Raw genomic sequence first — 16,247 nt, 5'->3', positions numbered from 1 at the left:
TCACTCTCGGGGCCGATTCAGTTGCGGGCTAATAGTGATAGCGGCATGAAATGACCGTGATGGCATGTTGATCGACGGCGTAAACAAGCCGATTGGTGTCATCGATGCGTCGAGACCAGAAGCCCGCCAGATTTTCTTTTAAGGGCTCTGGCTTGCCGATTCCTTCAAAGGGAGAGCGCTTTACATCGTTTATCAGCTTATTAATGCGCTTAAGGGTTTTCTTATCCTGCGCTTGCCAATAGACGTAGTCGTTCCAAGATTCATCTGTCCAACACAACAGTCGCTGACTACTCATCCATTAACTCGCGTGCGCTTGTTTGGCCAGCCCGATATTGCGCTATTGAGCGGTTAAGGTGTTCAGCATTATTAGGTGAACGAAGCAGGTGCACTGTTTCCATTAGGCTATTGTAATAATCCAGCGACATCACAACAGCATCTTCAGCATCCCTGCGCGTGATCACGGTGGTATCCGCATCATTAACGACGCCATCCAGCACGGCTTTCAAGCCATTCCTCGCTTCTGTAAAAGACACGATTTTCATACACGCCTCACATGTACTATTTAAAGTACAAGTCTAGCCGTTGCTCGCAAACCTGTACAGCTAATAAGACAGAACGACTGCTTCAGGCCTTTTTCACAAACTGTGCGGTCACCATCATGTCGCCTGCGCCGTCTACTTTGCAGTCTAGCTGGTGGTCTTTGCCCTCTTTTAGCCGTTTGATGACGGCTTTGGTGCCGATCTTGAGCACTTGGGAGCTGCCTTTCACCTTGAGGTCTTTGATCAGCGTGACCTTGTCGCCTTCGGCGAGCGGCGTGCCGTTGGCATCTTCCACGTTCACGGCCTCTTCGGCGGCGGCTTCTTCAGGGTTCCATTCGTGGGCGCATTCGGGGCAGATGAACAGGCTCTGGTCTTGGTAAACAAATTCAGACTGGCAGCGGGGGCATGGTGGGCAAGACATAATTAGTGGCTTCTATAGTCAATGAGCGGGTGATGATACTCAGCCAGGGCGGCCTTGGCGACTGCTCTACGCGTTTCATTAACGGCCGTGCACTGCAATCGCCGTTGGACGTAACCGGGCCTCGGCTCCTAGACTGAAGCTTCGTTTCTCTTGAGATACCCGACCTATGCGCGTTTTTCTAATCCGGTCGGTGCCGGTTCACTCTGGTTTGATAACCTGGTCACGGCGGATGGTGTGCCGGTGGCTTACGACCCCCAGGCACGGGCGTTTATTCCCATGCCGCCCTTCTATGCCAATCGTGAAGTGATTGGCTGTAACTGGATTGCCCCCAAGCATGGCGAGTTCTGCCGCGCCTGCGCGATGACCGCCCTAGCCCCGGACCCTGCCATTTCCGATGCGATACCCAACTGGGCGCAAACCGAGGCAGCCAAGCGCTGGGTAATTGATAACCTAGGCCGCTGGCACTGGTTTCGCCCGGAAGACCCCGGCGCGCCGCCGGTGTTTCATATGCTGGCGGAAGGCGGTACGCCTGTCCCCATGGGGCACGTGGGTGGCGTGGTGACCATTAGCGTGGCGGAAGCTGATGCCGTGCTGCGCACCACTCGTAAAGAGGCGTTGGATGAACCTTACCGCACCATGATTGGCCATATGCGCCATGAAATTGCTCATATGCTGTGGTGGCGCCTTAGCTTGCGGAAGGATTTTCTGGATGACTTCCGCGAGATGTTTGGCGATGAGCGGGAGGATTACCCGGCAGCGCTGCAGCGCCACTATGAAAACGGCCCGCCTGTGGATTGGCAAACGCGGTTTCTGTCGACCTACGCCTCTTCTCACCCCCATGAGGATTGGGCGGAAACCACTTCGCACCTGCTGCACTTAACCGATATCACCGATAGCTTTGTGTCGTCGGGCATGACCTCGCCCGTGCTACCGGATGACCATAATTGGGATGCCTACGCTGAACCGGATTCAGAGCGGCTGATTCATATTGCGGCGTCATTGGTGGCAGGCGTGAACCATGTCAACCGTTCGATGGGGCTGTCGGATCTCTACCCGTTTGTGCTTTCGGAAGTGGCGCTGCGCAAGCTGGCGTTCGTTCACGACTGGCTGCGGCGCGGTGCGCAGGGGCTCTAGCCACGTGCGCTTTGCTTGATGCGATCTAGTGAAGGCCCAGTGCCTCGATCACCGCTGCCACCCGTTGACGAGCTTCCCCTTGCAGGGTGTTCAGCGGCTGGGGCAGGCAGGGGGCGCTAACGCGATCGGTGAGTTCGGCAATCGTCGCCGCTACCCGCAGGCTGCCGCCGTATTCGTGATACAACGCCCATAGCGGTGCTAAGGCGTCTGAGCGGGCTTGAGCCTGTTCAGCGTCGCCCGCTTGGGCGGCGCGTGTTAGCGCCAGCGCTAGTTCTGGGTAGAGCCCGCCCATCACCGAATACCACGCCTCGCAGCCTGCCAGCAGGCCCGTCGCGGCGGCGGGGTCGCCGCTGATGCCGATGGTTACATCATCAGGAATCAGCGCCCGCAGCCGCGCCACGCGGGCTTTGGCGTCTTCTAGGTTATTGGGCACTGGCGGAATTTTAATTGAGCGCACCTGGGGCAACTCGGCAATGCGCCCGTGCAGCTCGTCGCTGAACGTAAAGTGGGTGGTGCCGGGGTTGTCGTACACGCACAGCGGCACGCTAATGGCGCGGCTGACGGTGCTGAACAGGTTAAACACGTCGTCATCAGTCAGCTTTTGGTACGAAACAGGCGCTAAGAGCAGCCCGCCCGCTCCGGCCTGCTGTGCGTGCTCGGCATTGGCCAGCACATCGCAGGTGCGCAGCGCGCCAATGCCCACCACCACCGGCACCCCCGCCGCACTCTCCACGCTCAGCTTGGCCACCCGCGCCCGCTCTTCTACGCTTAAATAAGCGTAGCTACCGGTAGAACCCAGCACGCCAATGGAATCCACCTGCGCTTGGGCCAAACGGGCCACGAGCTGGGTAAATTCCTGCTCTTTGATGCCTTGCTCATTCATGGGGGTTAGCGGAAACGCACTCAGGCCGGTAAACATGGGGGTGTCCTTTTTTGGATGACTGCGTAGAAGCAGCACAGTGCTGATTAGGGCGTTATAGACCGCCCGCGAGGTCCACCATAGTGCCGGTGGCAAACGATGACTTGTCGCTGGCTAGCCAAAAAATGGCGTCGGCCACTTCAGATGGCTGGCCGCCCCGCTGCATAGGGATACGTGACTTTAAGCGGTCCACTCGCTCAGGCTCGCCGCCCAAGGCGTGCATCTCGGTGTAAATCAGGCCGGGGCGTACCGCATTCACGCGGATGCCCTCGGCAGCCACTTCCAGGGCCAACCCCCGAGTTAATGTATCCACGGCCCCCTTCGAGGCGGCGTAATCCACGTACTCGTTGGGAGAGCCGCTTTTGGCTGCCATCGAGGAAACATTGACGATACTACCGCCGATGCCACCCTGGTGCGTCGACATGCGTCGTACCGCCTCCTTGCAGCATAGAAAACAACTGATGACGTTTTTCTGTAGTACGTCGTTAAAGCGCTCAACCGAGATATCCATCATGCGCGCTTGGGTGTTGAGAATAGCGGCATTGTTGACCAGCACCGTTAGCGTGCCCAGCTCCTGATCTACCCTGCTGAATAGCTTGGCGACATCATTGGCCTCCGACACATCGGCTTTTACCGCGATACAGCGAACGCCCAAGTTGAGAATGTCGCTGCGAACGCGCTCTGCCGCCGTGTCGTTTGCAACATAGTTAAGGCACACATTGTACCCGTGCTGCGCGAACAGCTTGGCTGTCTCGGCACCAATGCCTCGGCTTCCGCCCGTTATAACGACGACTTTGGGGTTTGCCACGCGCCCTCCTTGTTTGCGAACGTTGGTTGGCCTACCGGTTGATGCACCGCCTAGTGTGAATATACACCTGACACGCAGTTGAGCAATTATGTACAAGCATCTGCGGCGTAAGCGGCATACGCTTACCCCGTGTGATGAGAGATGCCCACACGGGGTTGTGTTCGATTACGGAGGTTGGCATGGGAAGCACCAGCCAGTTTGAGTTCTTCAAAAGCGATCATGTACCGTCACTGACGGTATTGAAGGCTGCGATTGGGGACTTCAGCTACGACCGTCATGCCCATGAAGAGTATGCCTTGGGAGTGACACTAGCGGGGCGTCAGGACTTTTTTAGCGGCGGTCAGTTTCATCGCAGCCCGCCCGGCAACGTGATTCTTTTTAATCCTGAAGATGTTCACGACGGCCATTCTGGCGGCGAGCAGGCGCTCGATTATTTAATGGTGTACGTGCATCCCGATCAGGTAGCGCCGCTGTTTGAAGACGCACTTGGCCGCCCATTGGCCTCCCCTTTTCGCTCACAGAGCACGCTGATTCAAGACTCGCGATTGCGCCAAGCCATTCTGAATGTCGCCCGCATGGTGACGCACCAAGTGGGTAGCTGCATCGACCAAGAGAATGCGTTGTCTCATGTTGTTGAGCGTATGGTGCAACTGGGTGGCAACATGGCCTCCAGCCCGGTAGCCCGCCGCCCAGACGCGCTGCTTAATCACGCCAAAGCGTATATTCATGAGCATCTAGAGACGGATATCTCGCTGGATGACATCAGCAACGCGGCTCACTTATCGAAGTACCACTTTTTGCGACTGTTTCGCCAACAGTTCGGCATGACGCCTCACCAGTATGTGATTAATTGCCGGGTAAACGCTGCCCGCGCCGCGCTGGACCAAGGCGCACCACTCACCGAGATAGCACTGCGCTTTGGCTTTACGGATTTGAGCCACTTCAACCGCCGTTTTAAGCGTATCTATGGCATGACCCCCTACCAGTATCAGCGCGATATCACGCGCTAAGCACGTTTCCATCTAGAGGTTTTTTCATGTTAGCCATCATCGCCTATGCCCTGGGCGTTATGTACACGCCTGGGCCTGTGAATTTGTTGGGTTTAAATGTCGGTATCAATGGCCAGGGGAAACAAGCGCTGGGATTTTGCCTGGGCGTGGGGCTCGCCATGCTGATTTACTTGCTGGTATTAGGCTGGGCGGGAGCCGCTTGGATCTCGCAAGGCTCACGCGTAGTGCTTAGCGCACTCGGCTGCGCTTATATTCTCTATTTAGCCTTTAAGGTAGCCCGCGCCAATATCACGCTTGAGACTCACGCCCCAGCACCGCGCATGCTCAGCTTTCGCGATGGCTTGATGATGCAGTTGCTCAACCCCAAAGCCATGGTGGCAACGCTGCCTATCACTACCTTGCAGTTCCCCGCCGCAGGCATTCAGGGGGTGAGTCTCTTTCTCTGGTCGTTAGGGCTAGCCGCACTGGCCGCAGGCGCGCCCGGTAGCTATGTAGTGATGGGTAGCCTGCTCGGCCAGCGCGTTAAACACGCAGGCCTTATTAAAGGGTTTAACTGGATCATGGCGGGGCTGCTGGTGGCTGTGTCGCTATCGATTGGCTACGAGCATGTATGGCTGGCGGCTACTGCCCAAAGCTAATCCCCAAGCGCAGCGCTTGCAGGCTATCGAGCTGTACCGTCACCTCATCAGAAAACAGCGGGTGGCCTTGCACGCGCACGTTAACCGCCGCCTGGGAGCCACGGTAACCAACGGAGACAACGATATTGGCGCTATCACTCACTGGGGCCAACCAATCGTACTCAACGTTATCCACGCTCACCGATGAAAGCCCACGGGCTTCCAACTGCTCCTCGACTTCCTTCTCGATCACCACACCGTAGTAGACATAGAGTCCTGCGTAGCCCAGCCCCAGCAGTACCAGCAATGAAAAGAGTTTGCCCATTATTTGCCTCTGTTTGTGGTCATTTGTACGATAAGTGATGGATTACATCCGGCGCTTTAGCGACGCGTAGACTTTGCCTTTGTCACGCTTACCCACAGCAATAACGTAGATAAACAGTTCATCATCCACTACTTCATAGACCAGACGATAGCCTACGCTTCGAAGCTTTATTTTATAGCAGGCATCGAAACCACTGAGTTTATCGGCAGGCACACGAGGGGTTTCTAGCCTTTCAGCCAGCTTCTTTTTGAACTGTTGTTTGACGGGTGGGCTAAGCTTTTCCCACTCTTTCAAGGCCGCGGGCAAAAAGCGTAGCTTATAGGTCATCCAGTGATACCGTGACGGCCTTGTCTTTATCGGCGCGACGCTCTTCCACTAGCTTGGCCAGCTCGTAGTCTTCCAGCATCTCCATCATCGCCTCATAAGTTTCTACAGGGACAAGGTAAGCGGCGGGCTTGTTGTGATTCAACACAGCAATGGGGGCACCGCTTGCCTGGCTCAGCAGTGCCGAAGGGTTTTTCTTTAGCTCAGAAATACTGACCGAAAAGTTAGCTAATACTTGGTGCATGGAAACCTCCTGAAGCCATAAAAAAGCTCCTTTTATAGCCCTCATATTAGCTCTTTTTTTGCGACTACTCCAAGCGTTCGCTGTTTAAATTCACCGTTCAACGATGCGGTGCCTAATACCTGCACCCTCTCACACTCTCAGCCAGTTCTTTCACCAGCCCATGCACCCGCGTCACGGCGTCATCACCGCTGCTGGCGTGTTCGATGCAGTCTACCAGCGCAGAACCCACGACCACGGCGTCGCTGAAGCGGCCAATGGTGGCGGCCTGTTCGGCGGTGCGAATACCAAAGCCTACGGCGATGGGCAGCGGCGTGTGTTCGCGCAGCTGATTAACGGCGTTTTCCAGCCGCTCCGGTGTGGGGGCGCTGCCGCCCGTCACCCCCGCCACGGAAACGTAGTAGATGAACCCAGAAGCGTTGGCCAGCACCTTGGGTAGCCGCTTGGCATCGGTGGTGGGCGTGGCGAGGCGGATAAAATCGATGCCGTGCTGGGCGGCAGGCTGGCACAGCTCTTCGTCGTGTTCGGGCGGTAGATCTACCACGATCAGCCCGTCTACCCCGGCCTTGGCGGCATCGGTTAAGAAGCGCTCGACGCCGTAGCAGTAAATCGGGTTGTAGTAGCCCATCAGCACGATGGGGGTGGTGCTGTTTTGTTCACGGAACTGGCGCACCATCTCCAGCGTTTTGGCTTGGGTCTGGCCGTTTTCCAGCGCGCGCAGGGCGGCTTTTTGAATGGCGGGGCCATCGGCCATGGGGTCGCTGAACGGCATGCCGAGTTCAATGATATCCACGCCTGCTTCCGGCAACTCGTGCAGCAGGCGGCGAGAGGTCTTGGCATCCGGGTCGCCAGCGGTGAGGTAGCTGACCAGCGCCGGACGGTTTTGCTGTTTGAGCGCGGTAAAGCAGTGTTCAAGACGAGAGGTGTTAGTCATGTCGTTCTCCTGTATCGCGCTCATACGTTTTTTACTCCGAACTTATCCCCCAGATGATGGGCCACGCTCATCATGTCTTTATCGCCACGGCCACTGAGGTTGACCACCATCAGGTGCTCGCAGGGAAGTGTCGGCGCGCGCTTAGCCACTTCAGCCAGGGCGTGGGCAGTTTCTAGCGCGGGGATGATGCCCTCTTGGCGGCAGCAGATTTGGAATGCTTCCAGCGCTTCGTCATCGGTGGCGGAAACGTACTCGACCCGCCCTTGCTCGTGCAGCCAAGCGTGCTCGGGGCCGATGCCGGGGTAGTCCAGCCCTGCGGAAATAGAGTGAGCGTCGATAATCTGACCATCTTCGTTTTGCAGCAGGTAGGTGCGGTTGCCGTGCAGCACGCCGGGGGTGCCGCCGTTCAGGCTGGCAGCATGTAGGCCGCTGTTGACGCCTTTGCCGCCTGCTTCCACGCCAATCATCTTCACATCGGCGTCATTCAGGAAGGGGTGAAACAGCCCCATCGCATTGGAGCCGCCACCAATGCAAGCCACCAGGGAGTCCGGCAAACGGCCCTGTTTTTCGGACATCTGAGCGCGGGTTTCATGACCAATCACCGCTTGAAAATCGCGCACCATCGCCGGGTAAGGGTGCGGGCCTGCCACGGTGCCAATGATATAGAAGGTGTCGTCGACATTCGTTACCCAATCGCGCAGCGCTTCGTTCATGGCATCTTTCAGCGTGCCGGTGCCTGAAGTGACGGGGATTACTTCCGCCCCTAACAGTTTCATGCGGAATACGTTGGGCTGCTGGCGTTCGATGTCGGTGGCGCCCATGTAAATCACGCAGGGCAAACCAAAACGCGCAGCCACGGTAGCGGTGGCAACGCCGTGCATGCCTGCGCCGGTTTCCGCGATGATGCGCTTTTTGCCCATTTGCTTGGCCAACAATACTTGACCAATGCAGTTGTTAATCTTGTGTGCGCCGGTGTGGTTTAGCTCTTCACGCTTGAGGTAAATGCTCGCGCCGCCGAAGTGCTCGGAGAGCCGCTCGGCAAAGTAGAGCGGGCTGGGGCGGCCGACGTAGTCGCCCTGAAAATAGGCGAGCTGGCGCTGAAATTCAGGGTCGTTTTTGGCGGTGGCGTACTCATCCTGCAGTTCAAGAATCAGCGGCATTAGGGTTTCAGCGACAAAGCGGCCACCGAAACTGCCAAACAGCCCGTTGGCATCGGGTAGGCTTAAAGGTTTATTCATCACGACCTCTGCGTTTTGGGGCGATTTAGGGTTGTGATGACGTTAGCGCAGGCAGGCGGGAAGAAAAATCGATAAGATGGCACCAACCTGTGAGTTTTACGCAACTATTGAAAGAGACATCCATGCAACACAGCCTGCCGCCCTTAAGCGCCCTGCGCGCCTTTGAAGCCACCGCCCGGCTAGGCAGCGTAACCGCCGCCGATGAGCTAAGCGTGACCCACGGTGCGGTAAGCCGACAGCTAAAGAGCCTGGATGAGCATTTTGGCGTAGCACTGTTCACCAAAGCCGGGCGGGGGCTAGTACTCACTCACCACGGAGAGCAATTGCAAAACGGCGTGGGGGAAGCCTTCGCCAAGCTCAGGGATAGTTGCACCCGGCTCAAGCATGAGGTGGAAGAAGCACCGTTTACCCTGGCCTGCCCCGGCAGCCTGCTGGCCCGCTGGCTGATTCCCCGTTTAGACCGCTTAAACCAGGCGCTGCCGGAGCTAAAACTTCAGGTGGTGGTGAGCGATTCCGAGCAGCCCGGCCAGCCGGAGACCAGCGCAACGCTGGCCTTTTTCGAGCCACCTTGGCCTGACGAGGGCGAGCTGATTGAGCTGATGTCTGAGGAAATTTGCGCCGTGGCCAGCCCACGTTTGGCAGATGCGTGCCATACCTCTCATCCCGCATCGCTGTTTACCAACAAACTGCTTTATACCGCCTCACGCCCCCAAGCGTGGCCCCAGTGGGCAGACGCCCAAGGGCTGGAAACCTCTGTATTGAAAACAGCCCTCCAACAGGGCCAAGGCTTTGCGCACCTGTACTACCTCATAGAAGCTGCCGTGGCAGGCCTAGGGGTCGCCATCGCCCCGAAGCTACTCGTAGAAGATGATCTGAAAAGCGGACGGCTTGTCGCCCCTTGGGGCAGCATCGAAACCCCGGCCAGGCTCTGCCTGTGGCTGCCCAAACACGCCAACGCCCGCCGCAGCGAATCACTGACTGATTGGTTACGCAAGGAATTGGAAGGTTAAAGCGCTACTCGGTGTGGGTACACCACAAACGCTAGCTTGTTGCCATCCGGGTCGCGGACGTAGGCGGCATAAAAGCCCTCCCCGTACTGCGGCCGAAAGCCCGGTGCGGCTTCGTCAACGAAGCCCAGCTAATGATCCGAACAAGCGTCCTATGAGGCTCACGGTGCAATTCAAAGTGGTTCAGTAGAGCGTGCGTTTGTCATGTTAGGCTGGTAAGGTCTTACATGGCTTTATCTATCAAGGTGTTATTATGTTGCGCTATTCATTGATAACGACGCTAACGCTATTAGCGGCTACGTCTACCACTGCCGTAGCGGCGAACGATACACCGCTTACTCAGCAGCTTAACGACTTGAAAAATTTCCAAGTGATTGCCCATCGCGGAGCAAGCGGGCATGCGCCGGAAAGCACATTAGCGGCCTACGAGCTGGCCCATAAGTGGGGCGTGGATTATCTGGAGCTAGATGCTCAGCTAAGCACTGATGGCGAGGTGGTGATCTTCCACGATGACACCCTTGAACGCACCAGCGATGGCAAAGGCCATATCCATGATTACACCCTGGCTGAGTTAAAAGCGCTGGATACCGGCTCGTGGTTTCACGAAGCGAATCCCGAGTATGCAGATGCGGATTTTTCCGGCACGCAGATCCTGACGCTTAACGAGCTGTTCGACCACTTTGGTCAAACGACGCGTTATTACATCGAAACAAAATCCCCTGACCTCAACCCTGGCTTGGAAGAGGCATTGGTGGAGCGTCTTGAAGCCTACGATATGATTAATGAAGGCCGAGTATTGGTGCAGTCGTTTGACCAGCAAAGCCTGCTCAAACTACAGGCGCTCAACCCTAACCTGCCGTTAATTCAGCTGCTGTGGTACTCACCTAGCGAGCAAAACAGCGAACAGTTGGTGGAGTGGCAAAACACTACTCCAGGGCCAAGTGAGATTAACGACGCTGACTTTCAGGCCATTGCCGAGTATGCAGCAGGGATTGGCACCAACGCGATCTATCAGGGCAACGAAGTGATTGATGCGGCCTTTATTCGCCAGGCCCAAGCTAATGGCCTGCCGGTACACGTCTACACCATCAATGAACCAGATGAGATGCAGCGTTTAATGGCGCTGGGGGCGAACGGCCTGTTTACCGACTACCCCGACCGCCTGCTTGAGTTAGTAGAGTAATCACCCGCATTGATACCTTTAGGAGGTCGCACCGGAGGAGGTGAACTCCTGCGGTGTCACGCTGGCGAATTTCTCTACAAAAAACACCAGGGTTTCAGGATGCCGAAAGCGCCTTTCAAAGGTTTCCTGCCCACTCTCTGAGCGGCGCGTTATCCGAGCGTGGTAGGCACTGCCTACCTTAGCCACATTAACGCTATTTTCATGGCCAAGCTCTCGGTGTACGGCGGTCACCGTCGCTTTAGTCTCGAGCATTGTTGCAAGCCTTTGCGCGGTAGAACGCTCTTCATCAGTCGCCCACAGCGGCTGGTCGCGGTTGCCATAATGGTAAAGCAGCACCGCCAGTAGCATGGCGAAGATACTGCTGGTGAGCATCCAAGTCAGTAAAACACCAGAAACAGGCATGGTCAGCATAATGACTAGCTGTACCACGCTACCCACCACAAACACCCCTGCTAACGGCCGCCACATACGCTGACTCATGACACTTCGCTTTAAAACATACCCCCACAGCCCGACCACGCCCAACGCACCAAAAAAGAGGTATGCCATGGCAAGAGGCGTTCCGCCGCCGGAAAACACGGCCACGATACCTATCACAGGTAGCAGGCTATAAAGCCCGGCCAGTAGAACGTAGGCACGCTGAAGGGACATAGGATGACTCCTTATTTCATGGTAAAGCCGCGTTTCACCAAGAAATCACGCATATGGGGGCGCAGCTTGCTATCAAACAGAGGGGTTAGATTGTGCGACCAATCACTATTTTTATTGCCGCTACTACGAGATTGATAGTATGCCTGCATGGTGTCGTCAAAGGCGGCTACATGGTCACTATCATCAGTGTAGTAGTCCTCTTTAAGAATCGCTTCAACGGGCAGTCGCGGCTTCACCTCTGGCTGGTGGGCGGGGTACCCAAGGCACATACCAAACACTGGGTAAACATGAGCAGGCAGGCGCAGCAGTTCGCTCACCGCCTCGGGATTGTTACGAATGCCGCCGATGTAGCAAATACCCAGCCCTTCCGATTCGGCAGCTACGGCCACATTTTGTGCCATCAGCGCGGTATCCACCGTGGCGACAAGCAGCTGTTCCGTCATACCACGCTCAACGTTGGCGCCCGTGCGGGCGGAAGCTTCTGTTGGGCGCTTCATATCGGCACAGAAGACTAGAAACACCGCACTGCTAGCGACATAGCCCTGCCCGCCTGCCAGCTCGGCAATGGCTTCACGGTTATCCGAATCTTTCACATGAATCACCGTGTACGCCTGTACATGGCTAGACGTGGCAGCGGCCTGCCCTGCTTTAATCAGCTCCAGCAGCAGGCCACGGGGGATCTCTTGATCAGTGAATTTACGAATCGAACGGTGGGAATTCAGTAGCTTAATCACGTCATTCATAACATTTTCCTCTTCAGTGCTTTGTCGTACCAAGAAATATGACCATCGAACACCAGATACAGCGCTTCACTGGTGCCGACGATGATGTGGGTAAACTCACCAATCGCCATGACATAGGTGACGATAATAATGATCCATACCTTCGCCGTGCTCTTCCCCACCTTCAAAATTATCATCCGCTTGATGATGCTGGCTCATGGTTGCTCTCTCCCTGATAAGTCATCAGCGTAACCGTATTGTCTACACTTGGGTAGACGGCCAATGTGGTTAACACTGAGTTGTTAACGTACGGTGGTTAAAGAATTTTTACGTGATGTTGCACGCGTAAAAGTGAACGCTCGCTATACTGCTAATAACCCACTGAGTCCAATAACGATGCTAGGAAGCCGATATGTCAAACGCCTCTCACTCCCCGTCACGTCAGGCATGGAATGCCGACCGGTACGCGGAACATGCCAGCTTTGTTCCTGATCTTGGCCATGACGTGGTCAAGCTGCTCTCGCCCCAGCCAGGGCAGCGCATTCTGGATCTTGGCTGCGGCGAAGGTGCATTAACTGAGCGCATTATGCAGCTAGGTGCCGATGTACTGGGTATCGATGCCTCTGCTGATATGGTGGCCGCCGCCCAAAAACGTGGCGTAACGGCACGAATCATTGACGGTCACCAGTTGCCCTTTGACCATGAGTTCGATGCGGTATTTAGCAATGCAGCACTGCACTGGATGCTGGACCCTCAAGCAGTGCTGGCCGGAGTAAAACGGGCACTGAAACCCGGCGGGCGTTTCGTAGCGGAATTTGGCGGCCATGGCAACGTGGCCGCCATTTGCACCGCGCTCATTGCCTCGCTGCAGTTTCGCGGCATTAGCTCTAAAGGCCGCCACCCTTGGTATTTTCCAACCACCAAGGAGTATGGCAACCTGCTTCAAACGGTTGGCTTCCGTGTGGATAGCATTGAACTCATCCCCCGCCCAACGCCGCTGCCTAATGGCATGGCGAGCTGGCTAGAGACGTTTGCCAGCCCCTTCTTCCACGGGCTGGAAGATGATCTGAAAGACGCTATTTTCGATAACACGCTGAATCTGTTGGCCCACAGCCTAAGCGACGGCCAAGGTAACTGGACAGCGGATTATGTGCGCATCCGGGTGGTTGCCCACACTTAATCTGGCCCTTCTTGACCTCTCTCTTTGCTGTTGCAAGATAGTCACAATGTGAACCAAGCGGCGCTGGCAGTTGGCTACCGCAGCGTGCCGCAGTTCAGCCGGGACTATAAGCGCTACTTTGGCGAGTCGCCGCTGCAGCATCGCCGCCAGGAGCAGGCGCTGCGCGCCTGATGGCTCCTGGCGAGCCAAGCTTATTTGGCGAAGATTTGACTCTTATCTTGGAAAGCTTTGAACTCTAGCGCATTACCGCAAGGGTCTAGCAGGAACATGGTCGCCTGCTCGCCTACTTCGCCTTTAAAGCGGATGTAAGGCTCAATGATAAAGTCGGTATCGCGCTCTTTTAGGCGCGCGGCCAGGGCTTCCCACTCATCCCACTCAAGAATTACCCCGAAGTGCGGTACCGGCACGTTGTGACCATCCACCGGGTTGGTGTGGGCGCTCTCTTGGCCGGGCGTTTTGGGGTGCTCATGAATCACCAACTGATGGCCGAAGAAGTTGAAGTCTACCCAATGGTCGCTGGAGCGGCCCTCTTCCAGACCAAACACGTCATTGTAAAAAGTACGCGCCAAGGCAACGTCGTACACAGGAATCGCTAAGTGGAAAGGGGAAAGGCTCATGGAAATCTCCTGGTGTGTTGCTGTTGTTGAGGAATGTCGCTGGGAATGTCGTTAGAAATGTATTTGTGAATGGCTAGCGCGTTGCGCTACCACCGTGTCACTATCCTAAAAGGCGTGATGCAAAAATAAAATCAATTGTTTTTTGATCTATTCATAACTTTTATTGATTAATTTAAAGACCCATCGACCATGATTCGCGAACTTAAAACGCTCATCGCCGTGGCTCAGCACGGCACCTTTGCCGCCGCAGGCCAGCGCATTGGCCTAACGCAAGCCGCCGTCAGCGCACAGATGAAGCGTTTGGAAGCAGAGCTGGGTGTGGCCCTGTTTGAACGTAGCGGCCGTGCGGCAGTACTTACCCAGCGCGGGCAAGAGACGCTGCAGCAGGCGCAGGCACTGCTAGCGTTGTACGGCACCTTGGGGGCGTCATCCGCCGGACAAGAAGTCGCTACCCGCGTCACCCTAGGAGCAATTGCCTCTATTCAGCGCTCGCTGCTGCCGGAGGTATTGGCGCGTTTTCACCGCCAGTTTCCCGAGTGCCACTCCCGAGTAGTGCCGGGGCTTTCGCTTGCGCTGATGAATCAGGTAGATGCGGGGGAGCTGGATATGGCGGTGATCATTCGGCCGCCTTTTTCGCTGCACAGCGACCTACGCTGGCAGCCCCTTGCCCATGAGCCGTTTCGGTTACTGGTGCCCCGCCAAATGGCCGGTAACGATTGGCGTGAGTTACTCTCCAGCCAGCCGTTTGTGCGCTATGACCGCGCGTCGTTTGGCGGCCGTCAGGTTGATCGATTTTTAAGAGATAACCACTGCCAAGTGCGGGACGTGTGTGAGGTAGACGAACTAGAAGCGATCGTGCAGCTGGTGACCAACGGCGTGGGGGTGGCGCTGGTGCCTCAGCCAAGCGCCATCCGGCGCTGGCCTGCCGGAGTGCGCGCCATCGATTTGAAAGAGCACACCTTCCATCGCGATATCGGCATCGTTCACCGCGCCAGCGGCCAGCTAAGCGAACCGGCCCAAGCACTGGCCGCCCTGCTGACGCAAGTAGCTACAGCTACACACTAAAACGCCAGCCCGGCGGCTGGCGTTAGAAACCACATCACACGCGGGATTTATGCCTCAGTGATGCTCTCTTCTCCTGTAGTGCTCGGTTCTGCTTCCGAAGGCTCGTCGGCCTCTTGGCTAGGCTCGCTGGCAGCCTCTGCTTCGTCTTGAACATCGCTCTGCTCAACGCTCTCGGCGGGTAGATTCATAGGCTCATCCAACTGTAGCGTTTCTGCCGTGTAGGCACGTACATCGCTCAGTAGCTCAGCCTGTTCGGAGGTGGGGTAGAACCGTTCTTTGTAGGCACGCTTTGTCATGCTGTATAAACATCAGGGTAGTGAGGCGAAATCAATCCGGCACCGCTACGCGGTGCGCGCTTGTATCCCCGCCCAACTGGGCGATGCTTTACGCGCTGCTTGGTAAAAAAATTCGACGAAAGTCTAACAAAGACCACGATAACGGGAACATAAAAGAAATCTTAAATGAGAATGAAAGGAATTAACGCATGAAACCAGAAGATTTGGAGACCTTGGTGACGCGAAAGATGCCCTTTGGCAAATATGAAGGCTGGATTATTGCTGATTTGCCGGGCCCCTACCTGAACTGGTTTGCCCGGGAAGGTTTTCCCAACGGGGAGATTGGTCAACTGCTGCAACTGATGCATGAAATTGACCATAACGGTTTAAGCGACCTGTTAACACCGCTGCGCCAGCGCTAACGAAAGCGAATCACGCGCCCACTAGCGGGCACGCAGCGCCTGCTCGCGCTCTTCAGCATAGCGGGCGCTATGCTGCGCTGGGGCACTTGGAAACCGGCCTAGTGCAACGGCTTTTTCAAAAAAGCCGCTGGCCGGTAAATCCTCTCCTCGACGGCTGATAACCAGCGCGGCGATCATTGGCCGCCCGGCGGCTACATCCTCTTCCATTAACTGTTCAAGCGCTTGGGCCACCCGTGCAATGGTACGCGGTGGCGTCAGCCCTAGCCCGGATTTCTCATAGTGCTCCAACAACCTTCGCAGACCAAGCCTGGTAGTGCCAGATCCGAGTGGTCATGGTCGAAGTTGGCGATTATTTAGCCAGTTTCCGGCATTCAGGCACAACTCCCCCTTTCCCCCATTGGTATCGGGCCGGGGGAGCCCGATTATCTACTGGGGCACCAAGCGCTGAACCAGTGCTGAGAGATCGTTCTTGTGTGGATAGCTATCACTCATCAACACCCGTATTCGGCGGGTGTTGCGGATGATGACTGCGCCAACCTTGATCAGCTTCAAGCGCAAGGTGCCGGCACTCATACGTTCGAAGGGCGTGTTTTTCAGATGCACCCGCAAACGCTC

Annotated in this window: 25 protein-coding genes and 1 pseudogene; 9 read left to right on the top strand and 17 right to left on the bottom strand. The window is 56.2% G+C overall.

Annotation, left to right across the window (positions count from 1 at the left end; translation table 11 throughout):
* Nucleotides 1-28 precede the first annotated feature (28 nt).
* The 3 genes from BMY49_RS10585 to BMY49_RS10575 all read right to left on the bottom strand — a co-directional run bounded on the left by BMY49_RS10585 (nt 29) and on the right by BMY49_RS10575 (nt 960).
* Nucleotides 29-295, bottom strand: coding sequence for a Txe/YoeB family addiction module toxin (locus BMY49_RS10585; protein ID WP_089675548.1), 267 nt, complete (start codon nt 293-295; stop codon nt 29-31).
* On the bottom strand, nt 288-542 hold the full coding sequence (locus BMY49_RS10580) for a type II toxin-antitoxin system Phd/YefM family antitoxin (protein ID WP_062360219.1): 255 nt from the start codon (nt 540-542) through the stop codon (nt 288-290). Before BMY49_RS10580 ends, BMY49_RS10585 begins: the two co-directional genes overlap by 8 nt.
* An 82-nt stretch (nt 543-624) precedes the next feature.
* Nucleotides 625-960, bottom strand: coding sequence for a zinc ribbon domain-containing protein YjdM (locus BMY49_RS10575; RefSeq protein ID WP_089675547.1), 336 nt, complete (start codon nt 958-960; stop codon nt 625-627).
* A gap of 150 nt (nt 961-1,110) precedes the next feature.
* Here BMY49_RS10575 and BMY49_RS10570 point away from each other — a divergent pair, with 150 nt between their 5' ends.
* Entirely contained in the window at nt 1,111-2,094 is a 984-nt protein-coding gene (locus tag BMY49_RS10570) for a zinc-binding metallopeptidase family protein (RefSeq protein ID WP_089675546.1), read from the top strand.
* Nucleotides 2,095-2,119: 25 nt separating this feature from the next.
* Here the strand turns inward: BMY49_RS10570 and BMY49_RS10565 are convergent, their stop codons facing one another.
* Both BMY49_RS10565 and BMY49_RS10560 read right to left on the bottom strand, forming a co-directional pair.
* Nucleotides 2,120-3,013: a dihydrodipicolinate synthase family protein gene (locus BMY49_RS10565; protein WP_089675545.1), complete on the bottom strand. Its 894-nt coding sequence runs from the start codon at nt 3,011-3,013 to the stop codon at nt 2,120-2,122.
* 55 nt (nt 3,014-3,068) lie between these two features.
* Nucleotides 3,069-3,821 carry an SDR family oxidoreductase gene (locus BMY49_RS10560; RefSeq protein ID WP_089675544.1) on the bottom strand — a complete coding sequence of 251 codons (753 nt, stop codon included), beginning with the start codon at nt 3,819-3,821 and terminating at the stop codon, nt 3,069-3,071.
* 179 nt (nt 3,822-4,000) lie between these two features.
* Here BMY49_RS10560 and BMY49_RS10555 point away from each other — a divergent pair, with 179 nt between their 5' ends.
* The gene (locus BMY49_RS10555; protein WP_089675543.1) at nt 4,001-4,831 is read left to right on the top strand and encodes an AraC family transcriptional regulator; all 831 of its coding nucleotides are present in this window, start codon (nt 4,001-4,003) and stop codon (nt 4,829-4,831) included.
* A 26-nt stretch (nt 4,832-4,857) separates the two neighbouring features.
* Nucleotides 4,858-5,469, top strand: a complete 612-nt coding sequence (locus BMY49_RS10550; protein ID WP_089675542.1) for a LysE family translocator — start codon at nt 4,858-4,860, stop codon at nt 5,467-5,469.
* Here BMY49_RS10550 and BMY49_RS10545 read toward each other — a convergent pair.
* From BMY49_RS10545 to trpB, 5 genes are all read right to left on the bottom strand, one after another.
* A complete protein-coding gene (locus tag BMY49_RS10545; RefSeq protein WP_089675541.1) occupies nt 5,453-5,773 on the bottom strand; it encodes a hypothetical protein in 321 nt (106 codons plus the stop codon). The genes BMY49_RS10550 and BMY49_RS10545 overlap by 17 nt on opposite strands.
* A 42-nt stretch (nt 5,774-5,815) precedes the next feature.
* Nucleotides 5,816-6,100, bottom strand: coding sequence for a type II toxin-antitoxin system RelE family toxin (locus tag BMY49_RS10540; protein WP_089675540.1), 285 nt, complete (start codon nt 6,098-6,100; stop codon nt 5,816-5,818).
* On the bottom strand, nt 6,090-6,341 hold the full coding sequence (locus tag BMY49_RS10535) for a type II toxin-antitoxin system Phd/YefM family antitoxin (RefSeq protein WP_062372637.1): 252 nt from the start codon (nt 6,339-6,341) through the stop codon (nt 6,090-6,092). The genes BMY49_RS10540 and BMY49_RS10535 overlap by 11 nt, the downstream gene beginning before the upstream one ends.
* 112 nt (nt 6,342-6,453) lie before the next feature.
* Complete coding sequence (gene trpA, locus BMY49_RS10530; protein WP_089675539.1) at nt 6,454-7,272, bottom strand: tryptophan synthase subunit alpha; 819 nt, start codon at nt 7,270-7,272, stop codon at nt 6,454-6,456.
* Nucleotides 7,273-7,292: 20 nt separating this feature from the next.
* Nucleotides 7,293-8,510: a tryptophan synthase subunit beta gene (trpB, locus tag BMY49_RS10525; RefSeq protein ID WP_089675538.1), complete on the bottom strand. Its 1,218-nt coding sequence runs from the start codon at nt 8,508-8,510 to the stop codon at nt 7,293-7,295.
* A 122-nt stretch (nt 8,511-8,632) separates the two neighbouring features.
* On the opposite strand from trpB, the gene BMY49_RS10520 reads away from it, so the two are divergent.
* Together BMY49_RS10520 and BMY49_RS10510 are read left to right on the top strand one after the other, a co-directional pair.
* A complete protein-coding gene (locus BMY49_RS10520; protein WP_089675537.1) occupies nt 8,633-9,520 on the top strand; it encodes a LysR family transcriptional regulator in 888 nt (295 codons plus the stop codon).
* A gap of 250 nt (nt 9,521-9,770) precedes the next feature.
* Entirely contained in the window at nt 9,771-10,700 is a 930-nt protein-coding gene (locus BMY49_RS10510) for a glycerophosphodiester phosphodiesterase family protein (protein ID WP_089675536.1), read from the top strand.
* An 18-nt stretch (nt 10,701-10,718) separates the two neighbouring features.
* Here BMY49_RS10510 and BMY49_RS10505 read toward each other — a convergent pair whose 3' ends face one another.
* Genes BMY49_RS10505 through BMY49_RS17435 form a run of 3 tightly spaced genes read right to left on the bottom strand, consistent with a single transcriptional unit; the run spans nt 10,719 to nt 12,270 of the window.
* Nucleotides 10,719-11,351 carry a hypothetical protein gene (locus tag BMY49_RS10505; protein ID WP_089675535.1) on the bottom strand — a complete coding sequence of 211 codons (633 nt, stop codon included), beginning with the start codon at nt 11,349-11,351 and terminating at the stop codon, nt 10,719-10,721.
* Nucleotides 11,352-11,362: 11 nt separating this feature from the next.
* Entirely contained in the window at nt 11,363-12,094 is a 732-nt protein-coding gene (nfsA, locus tag BMY49_RS10500) for an oxygen-insensitive NADPH nitroreductase (protein ID WP_089675534.1), read from the bottom strand.
* Nucleotides 12,091-12,270, bottom strand: a complete 180-nt coding sequence (locus BMY49_RS17435; protein WP_089675533.1) for a hypothetical protein — start codon at nt 12,268-12,270, stop codon at nt 12,091-12,093. The genes nfsA and BMY49_RS17435 overlap by 4 nt, the downstream gene beginning before the upstream one ends.
* A gap of 215 nt (nt 12,271-12,485) precedes the next feature.
* Between BMY49_RS17435 and BMY49_RS10490 the strand changes: the two genes are divergently transcribed.
* Complete coding sequence (locus BMY49_RS10490; RefSeq protein WP_074210271.1) at nt 12,486-13,253, top strand: class I SAM-dependent methyltransferase; 768 nt, start codon at nt 12,486-12,488, stop codon at nt 13,251-13,253.
* Nucleotides 13,254-13,277: 24 nt separating this feature from the next.
* A pseudogene (locus BMY49_RS10485) lies at nt 13,278-13,424 on the top strand (helix-turn-helix domain-containing protein); the annotation flags it as partial.
* A 20-nt stretch (nt 13,425-13,444) separates the two neighbouring features.
* Here the strand turns inward: BMY49_RS10485 and BMY49_RS10480 are convergent.
* Nucleotides 13,445-13,870, bottom strand: a complete 426-nt coding sequence (locus tag BMY49_RS10480; RefSeq protein ID WP_062360191.1) for a VOC family protein — start codon at nt 13,868-13,870, stop codon at nt 13,445-13,447.
* A 189-nt stretch (nt 13,871-14,059) separates the two neighbouring features.
* Between BMY49_RS10480 and BMY49_RS10475 the strand changes: the two genes are divergently transcribed.
* Entirely contained in the window at nt 14,060-14,935 is an 876-nt protein-coding gene (locus tag BMY49_RS10475) for a LysR substrate-binding domain-containing protein (RefSeq protein ID WP_089675532.1), read from the top strand.
* A gap of 47 nt (nt 14,936-14,982) precedes the next feature.
* On the opposite strand, the gene BMY49_RS10470 is transcribed toward BMY49_RS10475, so the two are convergent.
* The gene (locus tag BMY49_RS10470; RefSeq protein WP_089675531.1) at nt 14,983-15,231 is read right to left on the bottom strand and encodes a helix-turn-helix domain-containing protein; all 249 of its coding nucleotides are present in this window, start codon (nt 15,229-15,231) and stop codon (nt 14,983-14,985) included.
* A gap of 188 nt (nt 15,232-15,419) precedes the next feature.
* Here BMY49_RS10470 and BMY49_RS10465 point away from each other — a divergent pair, with 188 nt between their 5' ends.
* Nucleotides 15,420-15,632: a DUF3820 family protein gene (locus BMY49_RS10465; protein ID WP_054641478.1), complete on the top strand. Its 213-nt coding sequence runs from the start codon at nt 15,420-15,422 to the stop codon at nt 15,630-15,632.
* Between the two features lie 21 nt (nt 15,633-15,653).
* On the opposite strand, the gene BMY49_RS10460 is transcribed toward BMY49_RS10465, so the two are convergent.
* Together BMY49_RS10460 and BMY49_RS10455 are read right to left on the bottom strand one after the other, a co-directional pair.
* A complete protein-coding gene (locus BMY49_RS10460; RefSeq protein ID WP_338061332.1) occupies nt 15,654-15,920 on the bottom strand; it encodes a hypothetical protein in 267 nt (88 codons plus the stop codon).
* A gap of 138 nt (nt 15,921-16,058) precedes the next feature.
* The coding region (locus tag BMY49_RS10455) for a transposase (RefSeq protein WP_208596187.1) at nt 16,059-16,247 on the bottom strand (189 nt) is incomplete at its 5' end.

It is taken from the genome of Vreelandella aquamarina (assembly GCF_900110265.1).
In the GTDB taxonomy this organism is placed as follows: Bacteria; Pseudomonadota; Gammaproteobacteria; order Pseudomonadales; family Halomonadaceae; genus Vreelandella; species Vreelandella aquamarina.
This window is presented reverse-complemented; position numbering and strand designations above follow the sequence as displayed.

Excerpts from the sequence above, each read along its gene's own strand:
- BMY49_RS10585 (WP_089675548.1), bottom strand. The coding sequence starts at position 295 with ATGAGTAGTCAGCGACTGTTGTGTTGGACAGATGAATCTTGGAACGAC.
- BMY49_RS10580 (WP_062360219.1), bottom strand. The coding sequence starts at position 542 with ATGAAAATCGTGTCTTTTACAGAAGCGAGGAATGGCTTGAAAGCCGTG.
- BMY49_RS10575 (WP_089675547.1), bottom strand. The coding sequence starts at position 960 with ATGTCTTGCCCACCATGCCCCCGCTGCCAGTCTGAATTTGTTTACCAA.
- BMY49_RS10565 (WP_089675545.1), bottom strand. The coding sequence starts at position 3,013 with ATGTTTACCGGCCTGAGTGCGTTTCCGCTAACCCCCATGAATGAGCAA.
- BMY49_RS10555 (WP_089675543.1), top strand. The coding sequence starts at position 4,001 with ATGGGAAGCACCAGCCAGTTTGAGTTCTTCAAAAGCGATCATGTACCG.
- BMY49_RS10550 (WP_089675542.1), top strand. The coding sequence starts at position 4,858 with ATGTTAGCCATCATCGCCTATGCCCTGGGCGTTATGTACACGCCTGGG.
- BMY49_RS10545 (WP_089675541.1), bottom strand. The coding sequence starts at position 5,773 with ATGGGCAAACTCTTTTCATTGCTGGTACTGCTGGGGCTGGGCTACGCA.
- BMY49_RS10540 (WP_089675540.1), bottom strand. The coding sequence starts at position 6,100 with ATGACCTATAAGCTACGCTTTTTGCCCGCGGCCTTGAAAGAGTGGGAA.
- BMY49_RS10535 (WP_062372637.1), bottom strand. The coding sequence starts at position 6,341 with ATGCACCAAGTATTAGCTAACTTTTCGGTCAGTATTTCTGAGCTAAAG.
- trpA (WP_089675539.1), bottom strand. The coding sequence starts at position 7,272 with ATGACTAACACCTCTCGTCTTGAACACTGCTTTACCGCGCTCAAACAG.
- trpB (WP_089675538.1), bottom strand. The coding sequence starts at position 8,510 with ATGAATAAACCTTTAAGCCTACCCGATGCCAACGGGCTGTTTGGCAGT.
- BMY49_RS10520 (WP_089675537.1), top strand. The coding sequence starts at position 8,633 with ATGCAACACAGCCTGCCGCCCTTAAGCGCCCTGCGCGCCTTTGAAGCC.
- BMY49_RS10510 (WP_089675536.1), top strand. The coding sequence starts at position 9,771 with ATGTTGCGCTATTCATTGATAACGACGCTAACGCTATTAGCGGCTACG.
- BMY49_RS10505 (WP_089675535.1), bottom strand. The coding sequence starts at position 11,351 with ATGTCCCTTCAGCGTGCCTACGTTCTACTGGCCGGGCTTTATAGCCTG.
- nfsA (WP_089675534.1), bottom strand. The coding sequence starts at position 12,094 with ATGAATGACGTGATTAAGCTACTGAATTCCCACCGTTCGATTCGTAAA.
- BMY49_RS17435 (WP_089675533.1), bottom strand. The coding sequence starts at position 12,270 with ATGATAATTTTGAAGGTGGGGAAGAGCACGGCGAAGGTATGGATCATT.
- BMY49_RS10490 (WP_074210271.1), top strand. The coding sequence starts at position 12,486 with ATGTCAAACGCCTCTCACTCCCCGTCACGTCAGGCATGGAATGCCGAC.
- BMY49_RS10480 (WP_062360191.1), bottom strand. The coding sequence starts at position 13,870 with ATGAGCCTTTCCCCTTTCCACTTAGCGATTCCTGTGTACGACGTTGCC.
- BMY49_RS10475 (WP_089675532.1), top strand. The coding sequence starts at position 14,060 with ATGATTCGCGAACTTAAAACGCTCATCGCCGTGGCTCAGCACGGCACC.
- BMY49_RS10470 (WP_089675531.1), bottom strand. The coding sequence starts at position 15,231 with ATGACAAAGCGTGCCTACAAAGAACGGTTCTACCCCACCTCCGAACAG.
- BMY49_RS10465 (WP_054641478.1), top strand. The coding sequence starts at position 15,420 with ATGAAACCAGAAGATTTGGAGACCTTGGTGACGCGAAAGATGCCCTTT.